This is a genomic window from Plantactinospora solaniradicis (genome assembly GCF_042658085.1).
GTDB lineage: Bacteria > Actinomycetota > Actinomycetes > Mycobacteriales > Micromonosporaceae > Plantactinospora > Plantactinospora solaniradicis.
This window is the reverse complement of record NZ_JBHSPR010000017.1, coordinates 162978-183110: the sequence shown is the minus strand read 5'-3', so window position 1 is coordinate 183110 and position 20133 is coordinate 162978. Positions and strand designations below refer to the sequence as shown.

At 71.7% G+C, this 20133-nt stretch carries 17 protein-coding genes; 8 read left to right on the top strand and 9 right to left on the bottom strand.

What is annotated here, in order from left to right; genetic code table 11:
* Positions 1-129 precede the first annotated feature (129 nt).
* A complete protein-coding gene (locus tag ACFP2T_RS20520) occupies positions 130-1758 on the top strand; it encodes an MDR family MFS transporter (RefSeq protein WP_377424217.1) in 1629 nt (542 codons plus the stop codon).
* 15 nt (positions 1759-1773) lie between these two features.
* Here the strand turns inward: ACFP2T_RS20520 and ACFP2T_RS20515 are convergent, their stop codons facing one another.
* Positions 1774-2268, bottom strand: coding sequence for an NUDIX domain-containing protein (locus ACFP2T_RS20515; RefSeq protein ID WP_377424216.1), 495 nt, complete (start codon positions 2266-2268; stop codon positions 1774-1776).
* Positions 2269-2321: 53 nt separating this feature from the next.
* Between ACFP2T_RS20515 and ACFP2T_RS20510 the strand changes: the two genes are divergently transcribed.
* Positions 2322-3983, top strand: coding sequence for a long-chain fatty acid--CoA ligase (locus tag ACFP2T_RS20510; RefSeq protein WP_377424215.1), 1662 nt, complete (start codon positions 2322-2324; stop codon positions 3981-3983).
* Here the strand turns inward: ACFP2T_RS20510 and ACFP2T_RS20505 are convergent.
* The 3 genes from ACFP2T_RS20505 to ACFP2T_RS20495 form a co-directional block, all read right to left on the bottom strand.
* On the bottom strand, positions 3967-4662 hold the full coding sequence (locus ACFP2T_RS20505; RefSeq protein ID WP_377424214.1) for a DUF2306 domain-containing protein: 696 nt from the start codon (positions 4660-4662) through the stop codon (positions 3967-3969). The genes ACFP2T_RS20510 and ACFP2T_RS20505 overlap by 17 nt on opposite strands.
* A 212-nt stretch (positions 4663-4874) precedes the next feature.
* Positions 4875-5561 (bottom strand): response regulator, encoded by a 687-nt coding sequence (locus tag ACFP2T_RS20500; RefSeq protein WP_377424213.1) that lies wholly within the window; start codon positions 5559-5561, stop codon positions 4875-4877.
* On the bottom strand, positions 5558-6694 hold the full coding sequence (locus ACFP2T_RS20495; RefSeq protein ID WP_377424212.1) for a sensor histidine kinase: 1137 nt from the start codon (positions 6692-6694) through the stop codon (positions 5558-5560). Before ACFP2T_RS20495 ends, ACFP2T_RS20500 begins: the two co-directional genes overlap by 4 nt.
* A gap of 183 nt (positions 6695-6877) precedes the next feature.
* On the opposite strand from ACFP2T_RS20495, the gene ACFP2T_RS20490 reads away from it, so the two are divergent.
* Both ACFP2T_RS20490 and ACFP2T_RS20485 read left to right on the top strand, forming a co-directional pair.
* A complete protein-coding gene (locus ACFP2T_RS20490; protein WP_377424211.1) occupies positions 6878-7792 on the top strand; it encodes an NADP-dependent oxidoreductase in 915 nt (304 codons plus the stop codon).
* A gap of 112 nt (positions 7793-7904) precedes the next feature.
* Entirely contained in the window at positions 7905-8993 is a 1089-nt protein-coding gene (locus tag ACFP2T_RS20485) for a hypothetical protein (protein WP_377424210.1), read from the top strand.
* On the opposite strand, the gene ACFP2T_RS20480 is transcribed toward ACFP2T_RS20485, so the two are convergent.
* A complete protein-coding gene (locus tag ACFP2T_RS20480) occupies positions 8977-10002 on the bottom strand; it encodes an NADPH:quinone reductase (RefSeq protein WP_377424209.1) in 1026 nt (341 codons plus the stop codon). The two genes, ACFP2T_RS20485 and ACFP2T_RS20480, sit on opposite strands and share 17 nt — an antisense overlap.
* A gap of 498 nt (positions 10003-10500) precedes the next feature.
* Between ACFP2T_RS20480 and ACFP2T_RS20475 the strand changes: the two genes are divergently transcribed.
* The gene (locus tag ACFP2T_RS20475; protein ID WP_377424208.1) at positions 10501-12252 is read left to right on the top strand and encodes an acyltransferase family protein; all 1752 of its coding nucleotides are present in this window, start codon (positions 10501-10503) and stop codon (positions 12250-12252) included.
* Between the two features lie 6 nt (positions 12253-12258).
* On the opposite strand, the gene ACFP2T_RS20470 is transcribed toward ACFP2T_RS20475, so the two are convergent.
* Both ACFP2T_RS20470 and ACFP2T_RS20465 read right to left on the bottom strand, forming a co-directional pair.
* On the bottom strand, positions 12259-13086 hold the full coding sequence (locus ACFP2T_RS20470) for an FkbM family methyltransferase (RefSeq protein ID WP_377424207.1): 828 nt from the start codon (positions 13084-13086) through the stop codon (positions 12259-12261).
* A 467-nt stretch (positions 13087-13553) separates the two neighbouring features.
* Complete coding sequence (locus ACFP2T_RS20465) at positions 13554-14393, bottom strand: SDR family NAD(P)-dependent oxidoreductase (RefSeq protein WP_377424206.1); 840 nt, start codon at positions 14391-14393, stop codon at positions 13554-13556.
* A 94-nt stretch (positions 14394-14487) separates the two neighbouring features.
* On the opposite strand from ACFP2T_RS20465, the gene ACFP2T_RS20460 reads away from it, so the two are divergent.
* Positions 14488-14904: a winged helix-turn-helix transcriptional regulator gene (locus tag ACFP2T_RS20460; RefSeq protein WP_377424204.1), complete on the top strand. Its 417-nt coding sequence runs from the start codon at positions 14488-14490 to the stop codon at positions 14902-14904.
* Here ACFP2T_RS20460 and ACFP2T_RS20455 read toward each other — a convergent pair.
* The gene (locus ACFP2T_RS20455; RefSeq protein WP_377424203.1) at positions 14894-15397 is read right to left on the bottom strand and encodes a hypothetical protein; all 504 of its coding nucleotides are present in this window, start codon (positions 15395-15397) and stop codon (positions 14894-14896) included. The genes ACFP2T_RS20460 and ACFP2T_RS20455 overlap by 11 nt on opposite strands.
* A gap of 236 nt (positions 15398-15633) precedes the next feature.
* On the opposite strand from ACFP2T_RS20455, the gene ACFP2T_RS20450 reads away from it, so the two are divergent.
* Positions 15634-16605, top strand: coding sequence for a quinone oxidoreductase family protein (locus tag ACFP2T_RS20450; protein WP_377424201.1), 972 nt, complete (start codon positions 15634-15636; stop codon positions 16603-16605).
* 26 nt (positions 16606-16631) lie between these two features.
* Here the strand turns inward: ACFP2T_RS20450 and ACFP2T_RS20445 are convergent, their stop codons facing one another.
* On the bottom strand, positions 16632-17636 hold the full coding sequence (locus ACFP2T_RS20445; protein WP_377424200.1) for an HAD-IA family hydrolase: 1005 nt from the start codon (positions 17634-17636) through the stop codon (positions 16632-16634).
* 175 nt (positions 17637-17811) lie between these two features.
* On the opposite strand from ACFP2T_RS20445, the gene ACFP2T_RS20440 reads away from it, so the two are divergent.
* A complete protein-coding gene (locus ACFP2T_RS20440) occupies positions 17812-20133 on the top strand; it encodes a discoidin domain-containing protein (protein ID WP_377424198.1) in 2322 nt (773 codons plus the stop codon).

Genomic DNA, 20133 nt, shown 5'->3' with positions numbered 1-20133 from the left:
GGTTTCGTCCCGAAGGGCGGCACTGCCCATGATCGGAGTCACATCCGTCGGGCGCCACCGGTAGGCACTGATCATGCAGGTCAAGACTGGCGGTAGGTATTTTCTGTGCCAGCAGGGGGAGAAGGCACTATGACCACCGCTGACGACGTGCGGCCGACTCTGACCCGCCGGCAGATCCGCCTGCTCATGATCGGTCTGATGACCGGAATGCTGCTGGCCGCGCTGGACCAGACCATCGTCGGCACCGCGCTGCCGACCATCGTGGGTGAGCTGGGCGGAATCAACCACTACTCGTGGGTGGTCACCGCGTACCTGCTCGCGTCCACCGCCTCCACGCCGCTCTACGGCAAGATGGCCGACCTGTACGGACGCCGCCCGGTCTTCCTCTTCTCCATCGGCGCCTTCCTGGTCGGCTCGCTGGCCGCCGGTTTCTCCCAGGACATGACCCAGTTGATCATCACGCGGGGGGTCCAGGGGCTCGGTGCCGGTGGCCTGATGACGCTGGCCTTCACGATCATCTCGGACGTGGTGTCGCCCCGGGAACGCGGTCGCTACCAGGGCCTCTTCGGCGCGGTCTTCGGCGTCTCCTCGGTCGCCGGTCCACTGGTCGGCGGATACTTCGCCGAGCACGACTGGCGGTGGATCTTCTTCATCAACGTGCCGCTGGCGGTCGTCGCCATCATCGTCTGCTACCACGTGATGCGGCTGATCCCGTTCCAGCGGCGGCAGCACGCGATCGACTGGCTGGGCGCGGGCCTGCTGGTGGCCGGGGTCAGCTCCCTGCTGCTCGCGCTGAGCTGGGGCGGCAACGAGTACGCCTGGGGCTCCGGCGTCATCATCGGGCTGTTCGTGGCCGGTGCGGTGCTCTCGCTGCTCTTCCTGCTCCAGGAGTCGCGGGTGGCGGAGCCGATCCTGCCGCTCAAGCTGTTCCGCCGGTCCACCTTCGCGCTGGCCAACACCGCGGGCTTCGTACTCGGTCTGGTCATGTTCGGGTCGATCATCTTCATCCCGCTCTACCTGCAGATCGTCAAGGGCGCCTCGCCGACCGACAGCGGTCTGCTGATGCTGCCGATGATGGCCGGTGTGATCGTCACCTCGGTGCTCTCCGGCCGGGCGATCAGCCGGATCGGCCGCTACAAGTGGTTCCCGGTGGTCGGAGCGATCGTGCTGGTGGCCGGGATGCTGCTGTTCACCCAGTTGCAGGTGGACACGCCGCTCTGGGTCTCGTTCATCTACATGGTGATCATCGGTGTCGGGCTCGGCCTGTGCATGCAGTCGCTGATCCTCGCCGTGCAGAACGCGGTCGAGGTCCGGGACCTCGGCGCCGGTACGTCGGCGGCCACCTTCTTCCGGTCCCTCGGCGGCTCGTTCGGGGTGGCCATCCTCGGTGCGGTGCTGTCGGCCCGGCTGGCGAGCGGGCTGGCCGACCGGCTGCCCGGGGCGATCGCCCAGTTGCCGCCGGAGCAGCGCGGCCAGTTCGCCAACGCCACCATGGAATTCTCGATCAACGAGCCGTCCCGGATCCTGGCGCTGCCCGAGCCGGTGCGGCACGCGATCCAGGAGTCGTTCGTCGGCGCCCTGCACGTCGTCTTCCTGGTGGCCGGGCTGATCGCGGTCCTCGCGGTGGCGGTGACCCTGGCGCTGCCGAACCGGGAACTGCGCGGCGGTCCGCCGGCGGCCTCGGGCGAGGGCCTGGCCAGGGACAAGAAGGGCGACGCGGCCGCCGAGATGGAAGCCAACGCCCAGACGATGCTCTGAGGCTGGCCCCTCCCGCTACTTGAGGACTACCTGGCCGGTCTGTTCGAACGTGGTCAGGTCGTCCAGGGTCTCCAGCACCGTGGCGGAGACCGGTGCCGGCAGCGCCCGGGCCGGATAGAAGCCGGCGTTGGTGGTCTCGTCGGTGCTCGTGACCAGCTCGCCCTCCCAGCTGTCGACCCGGAAGGCCAGCACGAAGAGCTGGTAGGTGTCGCCGTACATGTTGGTGAAGGTGCGGTCCGGGCCCGTGTACAGGGCGAACGGGGTGACCGCGGTCGCGGTCAGCCCGGTCTCCTCCCAGACCTCCCGGACGACGCACTGGGAGATCGACTCGCCGAGTTCCATCGCTCCGGCCGGCAGCGCCCAGTAGCCGTTGTCGGAGCGTTCGATCAGCAACACCTGGCCCGCCTCGTCCCGGACCACCGCCCGTGATCCCACGAACATCAACGTGCGGTCACCGGCGAGCGCCCGGAGCTGGCCGAGGTACGACTCGGCCCACGGAATACTGGTCATCGGCGCACTCCAAGGGTGGTCAGGTTGTGAGCTGCGACACTAGGTTGTTGCCCATGCGTAGCACGATGATGGACGTGCCCCTGCAGGTTTCCCGGATCCTCGAACACGGCAGTACGGTGCACGGCGCGGCCGAGGTGGTCACCTGGGTCGGAGACGGTTCCCGGCGGATGAGCTACGCGGAGGTCGGTGCGGCGGCCGCCCAGCTCGCGTACGCGCTGCGCGACGACCTCGGGGTGACCGGCGACCAGCGGGTCGCCACGTTCATGTGGAACAACGCCGAACACCTGGTCGCCTACTTCGCGGTGCCGAGCATGGGTGCGGTGCTGCACACGCTGAACATCCGCCTCTTTCCGGATCAGGTGGCCTACATCGCCACCCACGCCGTGGACCGGGTGGTGCTGGTCGACTCGACGCTGATTCCGCTGCTGGCCAGGGCTTTGCCCGATATGTCCACTGTAGAGCACGTGGTGGTGGCCGGCGACGGTGACCCGGCCCCGCTGCTGGCGGCGGGCGCCGGCCGGGTCGCCGTACACCGGTGGGTGGATCTGGTCCGGGACAAGCCTTCCCGGTACGACTGGCCGGAGCTGGACGAGCGGGACGCGGCGGCCCTCTGCTACACCTCGGGCACCACCGGCAATCCGAAGGGCGTCGCGTACTCGCACCGGTCCATCTGGCTGCACTCGTTGCAGATCTGCCTCCCGGAGTCCTTCGGGCTCGGCCCGACCACCCGGGAACTCGCGATCGTGCCGATGTTCCACGCGATGTCCTGGGGCATCCCGTACGCCGCGTTCATGTGCGGAGCCTCGCTGATCATGCCGGACCGGTTCCTCCAGGGCGCCCCGATCGCCGAGATGATCGCCGCCGAGCGGCCGACCCTGGCCGGCGCGGTGCCGACCATCTGGACCGACCTGCTCACCCACCTGGACGCCAACTCCGTCGACACCTCGTCGCTGACCGAGGTGATCGTCGGCGGCGCCGCCTGTCCGCCCGCGCTGATGCACGCCTTCGCCGACCGGCACCGGATCGACGTGATCCACGCCTGGGGGATGACCGAGATGTCGCCGCTCGGCTCGGTGGCCCGGCCGCCGGCCGGCGCCACCGGGGACGACGCCTGGCGCTACCGCTACACCCAGGGACGGGTTCCGGCCGGGGTGGCGGCCCGGATCGTCGGCCCGCTGGGCGAGCAGTTGCCCGCCGACGGCCAGGCCGTCGGCGAACTGGAGGTCCGGGGACCCTGGGTGACCGCCCGGTACGTCGGGGACGACGAACCCGACCCGGAGAAGTTCCGGGACGGCTGGCTGCGTACCGGGGACGTCGGCACCCTGTCGGCGGACGGGTTCATCGTCCTCACCGACCGGGCCAAGGACGTGATCAAGTCGGGCGGCGAGTGGATCTCCTCGGTCGACCTGGAGAACGCGCTGATGGCACATCCGGCGGTGCTGGAGGCATGCGTGGTCGGCGTACCCGACCCGCGCTGGGACGAACGTCCGCTCGCGACGGTGGTGCTGCACCAGGGTGCCACGGCGAGCGCCGAGGAACTGCGCGACTTCCTGTCCGAGCGGGTGGCCCGGTGGCAGCTGCCGGAGCGCTGGGCGTTCATCGAAACGGTGCCGAAGACCTCGGTGGGCAAGTTCGACAAGAAGCAGGTCCGGGCGAGCTTCGGCGCCGGCGCGCTCGACGTCGTCGAGCTGGGAACTCTCACCGGGCTGTCGTAACGCCGACCGGCGCGTAGGTGGTGGCGGTGGCGGAGTGGGTCGTCCTGGTCGCGCTGGTCGACCGCCTACGGATGATCCATTCGGCCACGGCGAGGTTGATCACCCAGCCGAGGGCGACCAGCAGCGCCCTGCCGGTCACGCCGGGAGTGCCGAGGAAGAGGATCCAGGGCAGGTGGGTCAGCGCCTGGGTCCCCGCGCCCTGGGCGATCGCGTAACCGCGGATCATCCAGGCGCTGTGCCGGGCGAAGTCCCGGCGTCGTACGGCGGCGAAGCCGAGGACGATGCAGACGACCATCGCGGAGCCGAACAGGAGCCGGAACCCGGTCAGGAGATCGCCGTCGCCGGCCGGTTGCGGATAGAAGAGCGTCATCCAGAGCCCGGAGAGCGCGGCGACGAGTCCGGCCGGCACCAGCAGCCGTCCGGCGGTCCGGTGCCAGCCACGTCCCCGGCGGCGAAGTCCGGGGACGAACTGGAACGCGCCCAGGACGCAGAACACGGTGGCAGCGACGATGTGCAGCAGCACGGGCACGGGATCGGCGACGAACCGGGCGTTCTCCGGGGTGACCTCCGGGCCGCCGGTCAGTTCGGCCACCCGGACGGCGCCGGCGAGCACCGGGACGGCGGTGAGCGTGATCAGCAGGGTGGGCACGAGCCACGCCGACTTGGCGGAGGAGGTCATGGCGCAGGTTCCCTTCGTCGTTCTGGCCGTCCGTCAGCCGGCCGCCGCGCGGCGACTGCGGGTACGGGGAACCACCTGGCCGTGCTCCCCGCCGTCAGAACTCGATGGTGCCGACCGGGCCGGGGACCGCTCATCGGAACATGGGCCCGAGCCTTCCCGGTCGAAGGTTCGGGAAGCGGGCCGTACTTTCGGCGTGCGGGCTGGTCACCCGGTCAACGACCGGTGCTGCCGCCCCGACTGGACCCGTGCCTGACCCGGTTGGTCTCGTAGGCCCACATGGCGATCTCGACGCGGTTACGGGCGCCGAGCTTGGCCATCAGGCTGGCGATGTGGGTCTTGACGGTACTGAGCGTGATGTACAGCTCGGCGGCGATCTCACTGTTCGTCCGTCCACGCGCGACGGTCGCGAGGACCTGCTCCTCCCGGTCGGTGAGCGCCTCGATGGGTTGCCTCGGTGGTCCACTGGGCCCGGCATCGGCGAACGCCCTGAGCAGCCGGGTGGTGATGCTCGGGGCGATCAGCGCGTCGCCGTTGGCGGCGGCGTGGACGGCCTGGGCGAGCAGGTCCGGGCCGGCGTCCTTGAGCAGGAAACCCCGGGCGCCGGCCCGGAGGGCCGCGTAGACGTAGTCGTCGAGGTCGAAGGTGGTGATGACGACGACGGCGAGCGGGTCGGCCACGGTCGGACCGGCGAGGGCACGGGTGGCTTCGATACCGTCGATGCCGGGCATCCGGATGTCGAACAGGCACACGTCGGGTCGGAGCCGCCGGGCGAGTTCGACCGCGCGCCGCCCGTCGGCGGCCTCGCCGACGACCTCGATGTCCGGCTGGGCGTTGAGGATCATCGTCAGCCCGGTGCGGACGATCTCCTGGTCGTCGGCGACCACCACCCGGACGCTCATCCGGCCGACCCGGTCCGGGGCAGTACGGCGGTCACGGTCCAGCCCCGACCGGGATTCGGCCCGGCCTCACAGGTGCCGCCGAGCAGGTCGGCGCGTTCGATCATGCCGAGCAACCCGTACCCGCGCGACGCGGTCGGGCGTACGGACGCGGTGTCGCCGTCGTCGCTCACCCGCAGGCGTACCGCGGTGTCGTCGGCGGTGACCCGAACCTCGATCCGGGTCGCGTGCCGCGCGTGCCGGCGGGCGTTGGTGATCGACTCCTGGGCGAGGCGGTAGATCGCGGTGTCCACCGGCGGAGGAAGGTCGTCGAGGTCGCCGACGAGTTCCACCTCGACGGACGGGCCGGAGGAGGACCGGCCGGCGAGTTGTTCGAGGTCGCAGACGCGCGGGTTGGGCATGCGATCTGCCGGTTGGTCCCTGCGCAGGACCCGCACCATGGCGCGCATCTCGGTGAGGGCGCGCGACGCCTCGGCCTCGATCACCCGGAGCGCGTCGGTCGCGGCGCCCGGTTGCGACGTCGACGTCGCGAGGCCGGCCTGGGCCCGGATCGCCATCGCCGAGACGTGATGGGCGACGGTGTCGTGCAGGTCCCGGGCCAGCCGTTCGCGTTCGAGCAGCTTGACCTGATCCAGTTCGCGGCTTCGCGACCTGGCCCGGTACCGGAACGCCGCGCCCAGGGCGGTGACCGAGAACAGCACGGCGAATCCGCCGACCGCGTCGGCGAGGCTGAGCGAACCGAGGGCTATCGAGAGACCCATCCGGGCGAGGATGATCGCCGAGCCGAGCACCACGTCGCGCCCGGACCCCCACCGGAACAGCGAGTACGCCAGGAGCAGCAGGTACACCATCACGTCGAGCTGGACGTCGGCTCCGACCACGAGGGCGGCCAGTCCACAGGTGCCGAAGGCGATCGCGACCATCGGCAGGGGTCTGGTCCGTCGCCACAGCAGCGTGGGCACCAGCCCGACCGCGACGATCACCGAGAGGACCCGCCACGGAACGTCCGGCCGCAGGACGCCCTCCAGCACCGCGACCGGCACGAGCACCGCCACCAGCGCCCAGTCCCGCCACACCCGGCGCGGCGGGTGCGGCGGACGCGGTTCGTCCCACCCGGAGCGGAGAGGGTTGGGCACCAACCAATCGTACGAGCACGGGCTGCCGCGCCAGATCGGCCCAAAGTACGAGGAGGGTCGATGCCGAGGTCGGCGTACGTCGCCCGACGCCGTTCCCGATCCGTTGCCGGCAACCGGTAACGGACCCGTTGCCAACCGCACCCGGGCCCGGGAAGGATGTTGACCACGCGGAAGGGGCGAGCGATGCGAGCGGTGGCGGTGACGGCGCTGGGCGGTCCCGGTGTGCTGCGAGTGGTCGAGCGACCGGACCCGGTTGTCGGCCCGGGGAAGGTGCTGGTCCGGATCCGCGCGGCGGGTGTGCAGCCCGCCGACGTGGCGGCGCGGATCGGGCTGATTCCCGGTGGTCCGATCGAACCGCCGTTCGTGCTCGGCTGGGACTTCGCCGGGGACGTGGTGGCGGTCGGCGACGACGTCACCGAGCACCGGCCGGGCGGTCGGGTCGCGGGAATGGTGCCGTGGCATCTGACCCGGGGCACTTCCGGCGCGTACGCCGAATTCGTCGTGGCCGACCCGGAGTGGCTGGTCGGCGTGCCCGACGGGATCGACACGGCGGCGGCGGCGACCATCGCGCTGAACGCGCTGACCGCGCGGCAGGCCCTGGCGTTGCTGCCCCTCGCACCCGGGTCGACGCTGCTGGTCACCGGCGCGAGCGGCGGGGTCGGCGGCTTCGCGGCCCAGTTGGCGGTCCGGGCCGGGCATCGGGTGGTCGCGGTGGCGAGCCACGACGACGAGGCGTGGGTGCGGAGCCTCGGCGTCGCCGACGTGGTGCCCCGATCGGCCGACCTGGCCGGCCTCGGGCCGATACCCGCGGTGCTCGACGCGGTGCCGATCGGGGCGGCGGCCGGGGCGGCGGTCTCCGACGGCGGCACACTGGTGACGACCCGCCCGGTTCCGCCGCTGGACCCGGCCCGGGGAGTACACCAGCACACGGTGATGGTCCGGCTCGACCGGACGATGCTGGCCGAGTTGATGGCGGACGTGGCCAAGGGGCGGCTGCGGACCAGGGTGGCGGCCTCGTTGCCGCTGGCGGAGGCGGCCCACGCGCACCGGCTGGTCGAGGCCGGGCGGTTGCGCGGGAAGATCGTCCTCGTTCCTTAGGTGCCGAGTTCCTTGGTAGGTGCCGAGTTCCTTGGCAGGTGCCGACCGGTGCCGGGTGCCGAATTCATGGAAGTCTGCCGATGTTGGGTGGGATGGGCTACCGTCGACGGGTATGAGTGCGCCGTGGCCGGAAGGTCGCGCGGCGTCCGCTGACGACGGCGCCGGCAAGGGCCTTCTCGGCGTCGGGCCGACCCGCGCGGGGACGGCGGACGAGTCTCCCCTGTGGAGGGTGGACTACGCCACGGCGGCCGAGGGTCTGTGGCGCTGGGTCGACGCGCCGGCCGACGCGGCGGTGTCGGCACTCGTGACCGGGTACGCCGGGCTGGACGCCGCCGGTCGCCGGTCGCTCCGGTCGAGCCTGTGCCCGGACGACCTCTACACGCTGGCGACCTTCGCCCGCCGCCGCGCGTTCGCCGCGATCCGTACCGGGGCCGCCATCGAGGTGCGGGCCGCCTTCGACGCGCTCTCGGCGATCGAACTGAGCCGGATCGACTGGCGGGACATCTGGGTCAGCGCGGCACTCGCGTCGTACGCGGCGGAGCGGCTCGGCCTGACCCCGGCCGAGGCGGTACGCGATGCCGCCGGTCGGGCGGAACCGGAACTCGCGGCCCTGCTCGGCGAGGTGACGGGGGACAGCATCGACCTGGTGGAGGAGTGTGGCTACCGGGTGGTGGAGACGCCGACGGGCCGGGTGCTCGTCGACGACGAGGGTCGGGAGTACGCGCCGGAGACCGACCTGGCCGCGCTGGCGTTGGAGGCGGCCGTGATGCTGGAACGGGACGACTACCAGGTCGGCCACGTGTCGGTGGCGGCCGACCTGCCGGATCAGTGGCTGGGCGGCCTCCGGAGGTCGGCCGTGGACGCCGCCCGGCGGCGGCTGACCGGCTGTGCCTACGTACACGCCGGGCCGGGGGACGGCACGGTCCCCGCCGACCGGCACGTCCTGCTGGTGTTCCTGGCCGAGGCCGCCAGCGCCGGGGACGCGACGGCGCTCGCCGAGGCGGCGTCGCGGTATCCGGCAGCTCAGGCGGTCGAGTTGGGGGTGGCCGCCGGGCGGCTCTGTGCGGTGGTCGTCGCCCGCTCGACCGTGCTCGGCCTGCCCGCGATCGAGACCCGGTCCACCCTCGCCCGGTTCGGCCCACGGCTCGCGACCATCCTGGGCGGCGGTGGTGGCGGGTCGTCGGTCACTGTTCGCTGGTGACCACCAGCACCTTGCCGACCGCCGAGTTCTGCACGGCGGCGTGCGCGTCGGCGGCCTCCGCCAGCGGGTAGTGGTGCAGCGGGAGGCCGGCGTCGATGCCGACCCGGAGGACCCCGGCCGCCGCCCCGGCGGCGACGTCCGTGACCGCGTGCGCCTTGGCGACCGGCGGCAGGGTGTAGACCAGTACGAACTGCCACCGCACGTTCGGCACCATGAGCGGCCGGACGGGCAGGGTGAGCTGCGCGCCGCCGTCGTCGGCGTACACCGCCACCGCGCCGTTGGCGCCGATCACCTGACAGTCGATCTCCGCATTCCTGGCGGCGGCCACCTCGACGATCGCGTCCACCCCGTCCGGCACGATCTTCCTGATCTCGGCGACCACGTCCTCGTCGCGATAGTTGATCACGTATGACGCGCCGGCCGCCACCGCGAGCTGCGCCTTCTCCGCGCTGCTGACCGTGGTGATGACGGTGGCGTCGGCCCAGCGCGCGAGTTGGATGGCCGCGTTGCCGACCGCCCCCGCGCCGCCCTGGACCAGCACGGTACGGCCGGTGAGCGCGCCGACGTCGAGGCGGTCGGGCATCGTCTCGCCCACGGTCAGGCAACGGTGTGCGGTCAGGAACGGGATGCCGAGGCTCGCACCCAGGTCGAAGGAGGCGGCACCGAGCCGTACCACCTGTCGGGCCGGTACGACGGTGTACTCCGCGGCCGTCCCCCACTGGCGCTGCCAGGCCGCCTCCCAGATCCAGACCCGCTCACCGACCAGTTTCGCGTCGACGCCGGTGCCGACCGTCTCGACGATTCCCGCACCGTCCTGGTTCGGGATCTGCCAGCCCTGCCGGGGCGGTGCGCCGGACCCGTCGCCCTGGCGGGCCTTCCAGTCGGTGGGGTTGACTCCGGAAACGGCGACCCGGACCAGGACCTCGCCGGGACCCGGCTCGGGGACCGGCCGGTCGACCACCTCCAGCACTGACGGGTCGCCGGTGCGGTGGTAGACGGCTGCCTTCATGGTGGACTCCTCATCCGGTGCTGCCACACCCGATCACCTGTTGCCTCGACACGCGGGTTGAGCCTCGCATGCTCCCCGGCCGATCACCATCTTGCTGTGGGTCGAGGTGACTCGCCGGGGTTTCGGGCGGGCTCGCGGAGACGGGTGTGGGATGTCACGATCCCGCGCGGTCGGTGCCGGACCCGAGCGATGATCATGGCGGCGACCCGATGATCATAAAGTGGTCGGGTGGCCCCGGAGGTTCCCCGGCGGCGTGACGGCGGACCCGATATGAGCGCTGGCCAGGAATCGCTCAGGTTTGTCGGGTAGGACTGATGGGCAAGGTCCGTCTGTCGACATCGCCTGTCCCCGGCCTGTCAGCGGGGCCGGTGGTCGAGGGCGGCGCCGGGGCGTACGGGTCACCGAGGCGGGGTGGCCCGGGTCACCCCGTGACCGACGACGCACGAGTCGCCCATGAACGTTGTCGGGCGGCGTCCGACCGGAGACCTGGAGACACCGATGACGACGTCACCTGACACCGTGGTCACGGCTGCGGCCGTACCCCCGGGACCGGGTGACGCGCCGGACCCGGGCTCGGGAGGGCGGGACCGGTACCTCGACCTGTGGCGGGCGGCGGCCCTCGTCCGGGTGGTGGCGTACCACGTACTCGGCTGGATCTGGCTGACCGTGCTGTTCCCGGCGATGGGGTTGATGTTCGCCCTGGCCGGGTCGCTGATGGCCAGCTCGCTGGGGCGTACCGGCAACAGCGCGGTGAGCCGGCGGCTGCGCCGGCTGCTGCCGCCGCTGTGGGGGTTCGCGGCGGTGGCGGTGACGCTGCTGCTGGTCACGGGCTGGCGGACGGCTCCGACGGCCCCGCTCGGCTGGGGCGAACTGGTCTGGTGGATCTTCCCCGCCCGGACCCCGCCGGTCGGCGGCCAGTCCTGGGCCTGGGCCTACAACGTCGTGCTCTGGTACATCGTCACCTACCTCTGGCTGGTGGTGCTCTCGCCCGTCCTGCTCGCCCTCTTCCGCCGCTGGCCGTGGCACAGCCTGGCCCTGGCCATCGCCCTGCCGATCGCATTCCGGTTCAACGTGGTGAACGTCGGTGGCTACTTCAACGAGCAGGCCACCAACGTCAGCACGTACCTGGCCTGCTGGCTGCTCGGGTTCGCACACCACGACGGGCTGCTGCGCCGGATCCCCGCCCGACGGTACGCCGTCGCGGTGGCCGCGCTCGCGGTGACCGGCGCCGCCTGGGTGCTGCTGGTGGGCTGGTCGAGCGGCAACTACGACCTGAACCGGGTCGCGGGTGGCAACACGCTGTGGTCGATGGCGTTCGTCGCGACGGTGCTGCGGTTCCGGCCCCGGCTGGACTGGTTGGGCCGGATCCGGCCGCTGGACCGGTTGATCGAGTTGTTGAACGCCCGCGCGGTCACGATCTACCTGTGGCACCTGCCGGCGGGGGTGCTCGCCGGGGCACTGCTCGCGCCGGTCCCGGTATCCGGCTGGGTGGCGACCGTCACGGTCCGGCTGGGCGCCGCCTGGGTGCTGATCGCCGTGGCGGTCGCCCTGTTCGGCTGGATCGAGGACCTGGCGGCACGCCGCCGGCCGGCGCTCGTTCCGGCCCGGGTCAGTCCGGCCCGGACCCGACCACCCCGCACGTCGGCCGCGTCCGGCGCGGCCCGGTCGGCGCCCCGGATCGCCGTGGCGCCCGGCTCGGGGAGCGGGTGGCACCGGGCGATGGCGTCGGTGGTCGCGGTGCTGGCCGTGGGCCTGGCGGTGATGGCCCTCAACCTCTGGCCGGGAGTGACGACCCGCAGCCCGGACCCCACGGCCCGACCGGAGGTCACCTACCGCCTGTCCGACCTGCCCATGCTGGTGGAGGGGGCGCCGACGCCGTCAACGCCGTCAACGCCGTCGCCGACGTCGACGACGGTCCCCGCGACGCCCGGTGCGGTGACCGTGCGCGGCGAGGTCTATCCGCGCGCGGTGCTCACCGCCGCACCCAGCCGGCTCCGGGTGCAACCGCCGGCCGGCTGCGAGCGGCTGCGGGCCGTCATCGACGTCGGCGCCGACGATGCCGAGGTCACCTTCGCGGTACGGGCCGACGACGTGACCGTGTTCGAGTCGGGCGTACGCAGCCGGGCGGACCAGGCGGAGCAGATCGACGTGGACGTCACCCGGGCCAGTCTCGTCGACCTGGTGACCAGTAGCCCGTCGGGCGGCGCCGTGGGCGTCTGGGCCGACCCGCGTTTCGTCTGCTCCCCGTAGCCCGGGTCACCGGGACCGCACCACCACGTCCTTACCGAGGTCGCCCCAACCGCTCTCGCGAGCCCGGGCCACCGTGTCGCGAAGCTGTTGCTCGTCCACCGGCCGCTCCGTCCCGGCGTACTGGAGGGCGACGGCGAAGCGATCGCAGAGATAGCCGAGGAGGTCGTCGTCGGCGTGCAGCACCTCGCAGATCCCGGCGACGCTCCGGTTGTGGAACAGCCCGGCCATCCCCTCCAGCGCGGCCTGCTCGTGCCCCTCAACATCGATCTTGAACAGTAGCGAGTCGTCGTCGCGGAGGTGGATCCGCTCGTCCAGCCGGAAGCACTCCACCTCGACACCCCGGTCGTTCGGCACCCGTAGCGACGCGACGCCGGTGTGCTCGTGCAGGTAGAGCCGGGCGGTGGTCGAACGGTCGCTGGCGGCGCCGGCGTGCAGCACGGTCCCCGGATAGTCGCCGTTGGCCGCCGCGATCGTCTTACGCAGCCAGGGGAGTACGGCGGGGTTCGGCTCGACGAGGTGCAGTTCGCGGAGCCCGAAGTAGGAGGTCGAGAAGGCGACCTCGCCGTAGTTGGCGCCGACGTCGATGGCCACCGTCGGCCGGACCTCGGCCACCAGGCGGCGCCAGGCGGCGACCGCGTTCCGATCGAGGTTGCCCTTGTAGACGGCGAGTTCGGTGCCCCGGATGTCGGTGTGGTCGGCATGCAGCACCACGCCGATCTCGTTGCGGAAGGCTCCGGCCCGGGTCCGAAGGGCTATTCGATGGGCGGCCCGACGGACGTGCTGCGCGCCGGACTGGTGGAAGGCACGGCGCAGCGTCGATCGAAAAGTTGACATACGGTTGACCGTTCTCGCGGATCGTCCGGGGTTCTCGCACGTCGACCGGCCCGTGGGGGCGTCCCACGGCGCCGACGACGATGCCAGCGAAGTTTGTGGCGATGTGGGCCTCTACCGGATTGGCCGGCGGATCCGCTCCACGCCTCGCCCTCCAGCGACCTCCTCCAGTAGGGCCTGCACATCGGGCATGTTACGCAGACAATTACCTAGAGCAACAGTCTTGATACGGAGCGAAGTAATACGCGTAACGGATTCGTATTACCCAAAACAGGACCAGAACGGCGTACGGCCTGCGGGGCCGGGACCGGCTCTCCGGCGCCCGGACGCCTTTGCCGGCTGGTGTTTCGCGCTCTGGCGGGGCATGCCCGGCCCAAGATCAGACAGCCGGTCGTCGACCCGCTCCGACCCCCGCGACGCGAGCCGGTCCGGCCGACCGTGACGGATAGCCGACACCGCCCCCGGGCGGCTCAGCCGGCCCGTTGGGGCGCCAGGGCGGCCAGGACCCTGTGCAGTCGCAACGCGGTCGCCCGGTCGAACTCGGGCCGGCCCAGATCCACCGGTACGCCCCGACGGAACGCCGACAGCGGTGCTGCCGGCGGATCGGTCAGCAGCCCGAGCAGCGGTGGGGTGATCTGCTCCACCCGTGCGGCGAACAGCCGCGCCAGCAGCTTGACCAGCGTCCGGGTCGGCTGCCGGAACGGCTCGGCCAGCCCGGTGTCGACGAACAACGGGTTGTAGAGCACGTACCTGATCCCGCTGTCCCGATGGCGGGCCGCGAACGCGACGCCGAGCAGGTCGTTGGCGCGGGCACCCTGCATGGTCGCCCGGAAGCCGCCGTAGCGCCGCCGGAGCTGAAGATCGTCCCAGTGGATCTTCCCGGCCGGGATGCCGCCGGTACCGCAGAGATTCAGGATCACCGGGCGGTCCGCGCGGGACAGTGGCTCGTGCAGCAACTCGGGCAGCAGGAACCGGTTGAGTACGTAGAGCGCGAACGTCCGCTCAAGGCCCTCCCCGGTCTCGCCACGGGTCGGGTGGTACCGCCCGGCGCAGAGCACCAGGGCGTCGACGGTGTCGTACCGGCCGCGCAGCTCGGCGGCGAGTTCGGTGGTCCGGGCCATCGAGCCCAGGTCGACCTGGTGGAAGGTGAGCCGTTCGGCGGTGCCCTGCCGGGCCGCCTCGGCCTGTAGCGCGGCACCGTTGGCGGCGCTGCTGCCGATCGCCACCACCCGGTCGCCCGAGGCCAGCAGTTGCCGGGCCAGGCCCGCGCCGATGCCACTGGTGCCACCCGTGATCACCACGGTCCTCATCCGGCGTCTCCTCGTTCGGCCGGCGGCCGACTGTCGGCCGGCGGATAATCTGATCCTTTCCGCTGGCGGCGAATGGGCGAAAGAAGGCACATCGATGTCCCCTGGCGACGACGACGCGACCCCGGGTACGGCGGTCGGGATCCGGGTGCCGGTCACCCTGGCAGACCGGGCGGCGTGTTCGGCCTCGGACGTGTTGCACCGGGTCGGTGACAAGTGGAGCGTGCTGGTGCTCTCGCTGCTGAGCCAGCGTGGCTACGGCTTCAACGAGCTGGACCGGGCGGTGCACGGCCTGAGCCGCCGGATGCTGACCCGTACGCTGCGCGGGCTGGTCCGGGACGGACTGGTCAGTCGTACCGCCGGGCCGGAGGTCGCCGGCCGGGTCGAGTACGCGCTGACCGGCCTGGGACGTTCGCTGCTGCCGTTGGTGGTGGCCCTCGGCGAATGGGCCGTGGTGAACCAGCCCACCATCAGCGAGGCCCGCGCCCGGCACGACGCCGGCATCACGTCGTAGCCGGACCCGCCCCCTCGGCCCCGGAGTCCGGCGTACGGGCGGCCTTCCGGCTGCGGAACGCGTCGAGTTCGGAGTCCATGAACTCGAAGAATCCGGGCGGCCAACCCTCACCGGAGCGCCGGAACTCGGCCAACGCCACGACCGCCTTCGGCTGGTTGGCCCAGAACGCGAGTTCGTCGCGTAACCCGTCCCAGTCCGGATCGCGATACAGGCCCAACCTGTCCGCCTTTCGCGCCTGGGCGTAGATGAGGAACAGGTCGACCAGCACACCTCGGTCGTCCTTGTCGATCCCGTCCTCGGGGAGACTGAGGACCCCGGTCAGCTTCGGGACCAGCTTCAGGATCCGGTCCGACAGGTCGGCGTTGATCTGGTATTCGATCAGGCTCCGGCTCTTGCGACTCTCGCGGTACTGGAGCCAGGTGGAGCCGGCCAGCAGGAAGAGGCCGATGCCGGCGAATGCTGTTGCCAGCGCCTGGGCGTCGATGGATGACACGGTTACTCCGATCAGCTTTCCGGGCCATGATCTGGAATTTCGACCGTCACCGATGAACCGCATCCTAGGATTCGCGGTCAAGGCGACCGGTGAACCGGCGATCATCAGGTCCGCTCCTGGTCGCCGCGCGCCGAAACGGATAGCTCTCCCGGGGCGCGCCGACGACACGCCAGCGGGTCGCACCGATCCGGGGCGATCCCGGGATGCGGTGGCGGCGTCCGGGGCAGGATGTGCGTATGCGGGCGGTGCAACTGCGACAGCACGGTGGACCGGAGGTCCTGGAGGTCGTGGACGCCCCGACCCCGAAGGCCGGTGCCGGCCAGCTCCTCGTCGACGTCGCCGCCTCCGGCGTCAACTTCGCCGACATCTACCAGCGGCAGGGCATACCGCCGTACGCGGGCGACCTGCCGGCGATTCCCGGGCAGGAGGGCGCCGGCACCGTCTCGGCGGTCGGACCGGGGGTCGAGGGCTTCGCCGAGGGTGACCGGGTGGCCTGGGTGGGCGTTCCGGGCGGCTACGCCGAGCAGGTGGTGGTGCCGGCCGACCGGGCCGTACCGGTGCCGGAGCACGTCGACTTCCCGGTCGCGGCGGCGGCGATGACGCAGGGCCTGGCCGCGCACTATCTGTCGCACACCACCCATCCGGTGGCGCCCGGCGACGTGGTCGTGGTGCACGCCGCCGCCGGTGGGGTCGGCCTGCTGCTCACCCAACTCGTCAAGATCAGGGGCGGTGTCGTCGTCGCTACCACCTCGACCGACGAGAAGGCCGAGCTGGCCCGCCAGGCGGGCGCGGACCACACCGCCCGCTACGACACCTTCGCGGAGGTGGTCCGCCAGGTCACCGGGGGCGCCGGAGCCGCGGTGGTGTACGACGGAGTCGGCCGGACCACGTTCGACGACGGTCTGGCCGCGTTGCGGCTACGCGGCCTGATGGTCGCGTACGGCACCAGCAGCGGGTCGCTGCCGCCACTCGACACCGAACGCCTCGCCGCCGGGGGATCGCTCTACCTGACCCGGCCGACCCTGCCGCAGCACGTGGCGAGCCGGGCCGACCTGCTGAGCCGCAGTGGCGACCTGTTCGGTTGGATCGCCGCCGGCCGGCTCTCCGTCCGGATCGGCGCGACCTATCCGCTCGGCGACGCCGCACGGGCGCACGCCGACCTGGAGGGCCGGCGTACCAGCGGCAAGCTGCTCCTGCTGCCCCGCTGACCGAGCGCCCGGCGGTGCGTCGCCGGTCAGCAGGTGGAGTGGAACAGGCCGCCGACCGGTTCCCGGGTGGCGAGCGTGTTGTAGAGCTCGACGGCCTCGCCGGTCGGCGCCACGTACACCTCGACGTCCCGCTCAGCCAGGAACCGCAGTGTCGCCGGGTCCACCCGGAGAACTCCGTCGAAGCCCTCGGACAGGACCACCCGGGTCGCGCCGTTGGCGAGCAGTTCCTCGACGTCCGCGGGCTGGATTCCGGGCTCGTGCCGGGTGCCGGTCTCGGTCCAGTCCCAGGGCCGTCCGCCACCGGGGTACAGCTTGAAGTCCTTGTCCTCGCCGAGCCCGTCCACGACCATCCGGCCCCAGGAGACCTCCAGGATCCGTGGTGACCGGGTGGGCGGCAGCGTTTCCTCGGTGAGTTCGGTGATGTCCGGGATGACCAGCGCCGCGAGCTGTTCGGCGTCCGGGTCGAGCGGGTACGACGCGTGCGGAACCGCCACCACCCGCATTCCGGCCGCGGCGGCGGAGCGTACCCCGTTGCTGGAGTCCTCGACGGCCACGCAGCGGTCGGCCGGCACGCCCAGTCGGTCGGCGACGGCGAGGTAGACGTCCGGGGCCGGCTTGCCCCGGGCCACCTGTTCGGTGGAGAGCGTCACCCGGAACTGGTCGGTCAGCCCCATGGCGGCCAGCGCCACCTCGATCAGTCGGGGCGGTGACGAACTGGCCAGTCCGAGCGGCCAGTGCCGGGCGACCCGGTGGACCACCTCGGGGGCGCCGTCGACGACCGGTATCCGGACCTCGTACTCCCGGGCCATCTCCTCGATCACCTCGGCCGCGATCTGGTCGGCCGTGCCGGGCACGCCGAGTTCGCCGAGGTAGCCGGCCCATTCGCCGGTGCTCATGCCCATCAGCCGACGTTGCGTGTCGGGCTGCCATCGTCCGCCGTTGGTGTCGACGTACCGTCGGCGGACCCGTTCCCACACCGGTTCCGAGTCCACCAGTACGCCGTCCAGGTCGAAGATCACCGCATCCGTCACGGCTCCATCCTGCCGCAAACGGCGGTCCGGGGCCGGTACCGCCGACTTTGGCGGTGCTCCGGCGGCGTCCTCCGGCGCCCGACGTGGTCATTGACAGGGATACATCGAGGCCGATATCTTGGCGGCGCGTCTTGAAACGATTCATCACGGGGCGGATCGAACCGGAGGTCGCGACATGTCGCGGAAGCCATCGACGAGGCACCGGCGGGCGCTGGGAGCCGGTGCCGCGCTCGTCCTGCTGGTCGCACCCGTCTCGGTGGCCGGTCCGGCCGGCGCCGGGGAGCCGGTGGTGGGCCACGGCGTCGCCGGGTCCGTCTTCCAGGATGGCGCGATCGCGGCATCCGGCGGGACCGGCCAGGTCGCCGCCCAGATCGAGCCGACCGTGGTAACCAGCTTCGACACCAGTGCCGCCGGTGGCGGGGCCCGGCCACTGCTCGGGGACGTCACCGGAGACGGCCGGCTGGACGTCGTGATGATGCAACCCCACTACACGGCCGACGACCGGTACGAGGGGGCGCTGGTCGCCGCGCTCACCGCGTACGACCTCGACGGCACCCGGCTCTGGCAGGCCGGCACGGTCGACCCACGGGGGCGCAACAACGGCAGTGACATCCCGGCCCAGGTGCACGACGTGGACGGCGACGGAGACAACGAGGTCGTCGCGATCATGCACCCCGGTGGCGACACCACGGTCGAGGGACGCTTCATGATCTTCGACGGTCGGACCGGTCAGCTCGTCCGGGACTTCGCCCTGCCCGACCGACTGGCCCACGACGCGATCATCTTCGCCAACCTCAGCGGCGGGAACACCGCCCGGGAGATCGTCCTGAAGGACCGCTACGACACCGCCTGGGCGCTGGACAACCAGGGTGCCGTGCTCTGGACCCACCCGGGCAACACCGGCCACTACCCGTGGCCGTACGACTTCACCGGCGACGGGCGCCAGGAGATCATGGTCGGCTACGACATGCTGAGCCCGGACGGCGAACTCCTCTGGCGGCACCAGGGCGACGGACACGCCGACACCATGTGGATGGCCGACATCACCGGCAACGAGGAACTGGAGTTGATGCTCGGCGGCGACGCCGCGGTGGCGCACGACGGGCGTACCGGGGCGGAGATCTGGCGCAACGGCGACATCGTCGAGACCCAGAACATCATGACCGGCGACTACCTGCCCGAGCGGCCCGGCCTGGAGTCCCTCGGCCTGGACCGGATCGACCGGAGCGCGAACGGCTACGACGGGCTCTTCCTGCTCGACGTCAACGGCCAGCACGTCTGGCGGGAGGCCCGGGAGACGCGCGGCTGCTGGGGCTCGATCCCGGAGCCGATCCACAACTGGACCGGCGACTACAGCGACCTGATCATGGTCTGGAACCGGGGCTGCGGCGAGCCGACCACGATCATGAACGGCGCCGGCGACGTGATCAGCACCCTCGACTCGACCGCCCGGCTCTGGCACGCCGACTTCTGCGGCGACGACCGGGAGGAGGTCGTGGAGTACATCCAGGGCCGATCCCTGACGATCAAGAGCAACGGCCCCTGCGACCTGGCCGCCAAGCTGACCGGACACCCGTTGCCGCAGGCCAAGCGGCTGTACAACTACACCCGGTACACCGCCGGGGACAGCCCGGTCACCCTCTCCGGCGGCCGTCCGACGGGTACGACCAGTGCGCTGGCGGGGCAGCCCGGTGGGCTCGCCGTCGACGGTGACCCGGCCACCGCCTGGCGGGCCGCGACGGGTGACACCGGGCAGAGCTGGCAGGTCGACCTGGGCCGCTGGTACACGCTGACCGGGATCGAGCTGACCTTCCCGGCCACCGACCTCCGGAACGCCTGCACCCGGACCGTCACCGGCCGGCACGCCGGGCCACTGACCGTACTCGCCGGGGTGACCTGTCTGGACCGCGCGACCGTGACCGGACCGGTCACGGTGCTGCCGGGCGCGGCGCTGGCCGCCACCGACGCGACCATCGGCGGACCGCTCTCCGCGCTGGGCGCGCGGGCGGTACAGGTGACCGGGTCCCGGATCGGCGGCGCGGTGTCGCTCGTCGGCGGAACCGGCCGGCTGGTCCTCACCGGCAACCAGTTGACCGGACCGGTCAGCCTGGTCGGCAACCGGACCGGCAGTGCACCGGTCGTCGTCTCCGACAACGCCGTACCCGGGGTGCTGGCCTGCGTCGGCAACCAGCCGGCGCCGGTACGCGGCGGCGAGCCGAACACCGTCGGTGTACTGGCGGCCGGGCAGTGCGCCGACATACCGGCCGGAGATCCGCACGGCACCGAGTTCCGGTACGGCTACGTCGTGGAGACCTCCACGGACGCCCAGAACTGGGTACGGGTGCTCGACCGCACCGACAACGACCTGACCGCCGCGACCCAGCAGGCCCTGTTCACCGGGCTCGGCCGGCACGTCCGGGTCACCTTCACCGACCTGCCCGAGGTGCCGTACGCGCGAGCCGGCCTGGCGGAGGTGGCGGTACGCGGCAACCGCTGA

Bases quoted from the DNA above. Each gene is read 5' to 3' on its own strand.
- ACFP2T_RS20450 (WP_377424201.1), top strand. From the start codon at position 15,634: ATGCGGGCGGTGCAACTGCGACAGCACGGTGGACCGGAGGTCCTGGAG.
- ACFP2T_RS20470 (WP_377424207.1), bottom strand. From the start codon at position 13,086: ATGTCAACTTTTCGATCGACGCTGCGCCGTGCCTTCCACCAGTCCGGC.
- ACFP2T_RS20475 (WP_377424208.1), top strand. From the start codon at position 10,501: ATGACGACGTCACCTGACACCGTGGTCACGGCTGCGGCCGTACCCCCG.
- ACFP2T_RS20500 (WP_377424213.1), bottom strand. From the start codon at position 5,561: ATGAGCGTCCGGGTGGTGGTCGCCGACGACCAGGAGATCGTCCGCACC.
- ACFP2T_RS20485 (WP_377424210.1), top strand. From the start codon at position 7,905: ATGAGTGCGCCGTGGCCGGAAGGTCGCGCGGCGTCCGCTGACGACGGC.
- ACFP2T_RS20520 (WP_377424217.1), top strand. From the start codon at position 130: ATGACCACCGCTGACGACGTGCGGCCGACTCTGACCCGCCGGCAGATC.
- ACFP2T_RS20440 (WP_377424198.1), top strand. From the start codon at position 17,812: ATGTCGCGGAAGCCATCGACGAGGCACCGGCGGGCGCTGGGAGCCGGT.
- ACFP2T_RS20515 (WP_377424216.1), bottom strand. From the start codon at position 2,268: ATGACCAGTATTCCGTGGGCCGAGTCGTACCTCGGCCAGCTCCGGGCG.
- ACFP2T_RS20480 (WP_377424209.1), bottom strand. From the start codon at position 10,002: ATGAAGGCAGCCGTCTACCACCGCACCGGCGACCCGTCAGTGCTGGAG.
- ACFP2T_RS20490 (WP_377424211.1), top strand. From the start codon at position 6,878: ATGCGAGCGGTGGCGGTGACGGCGCTGGGCGGTCCCGGTGTGCTGCGA.
- ACFP2T_RS20465 (WP_377424206.1), bottom strand. From the start codon at position 14,393: ATGAGGACCGTGGTGATCACGGGTGGCACCAGTGGCATCGGCGCGGGC.
- ACFP2T_RS20510 (WP_377424215.1), top strand. From the start codon at position 2,322: ATGCGTAGCACGATGATGGACGTGCCCCTGCAGGTTTCCCGGATCCTC.
- ACFP2T_RS20460 (WP_377424204.1), top strand. From the start codon at position 14,488: ATGTCCCCTGGCGACGACGACGCGACCCCGGGTACGGCGGTCGGGATC.
- ACFP2T_RS20505 (WP_377424214.1), bottom strand. From the start codon at position 4,662: ATGACCTCCTCCGCCAAGTCGGCGTGGCTCGTGCCCACCCTGCTGATC.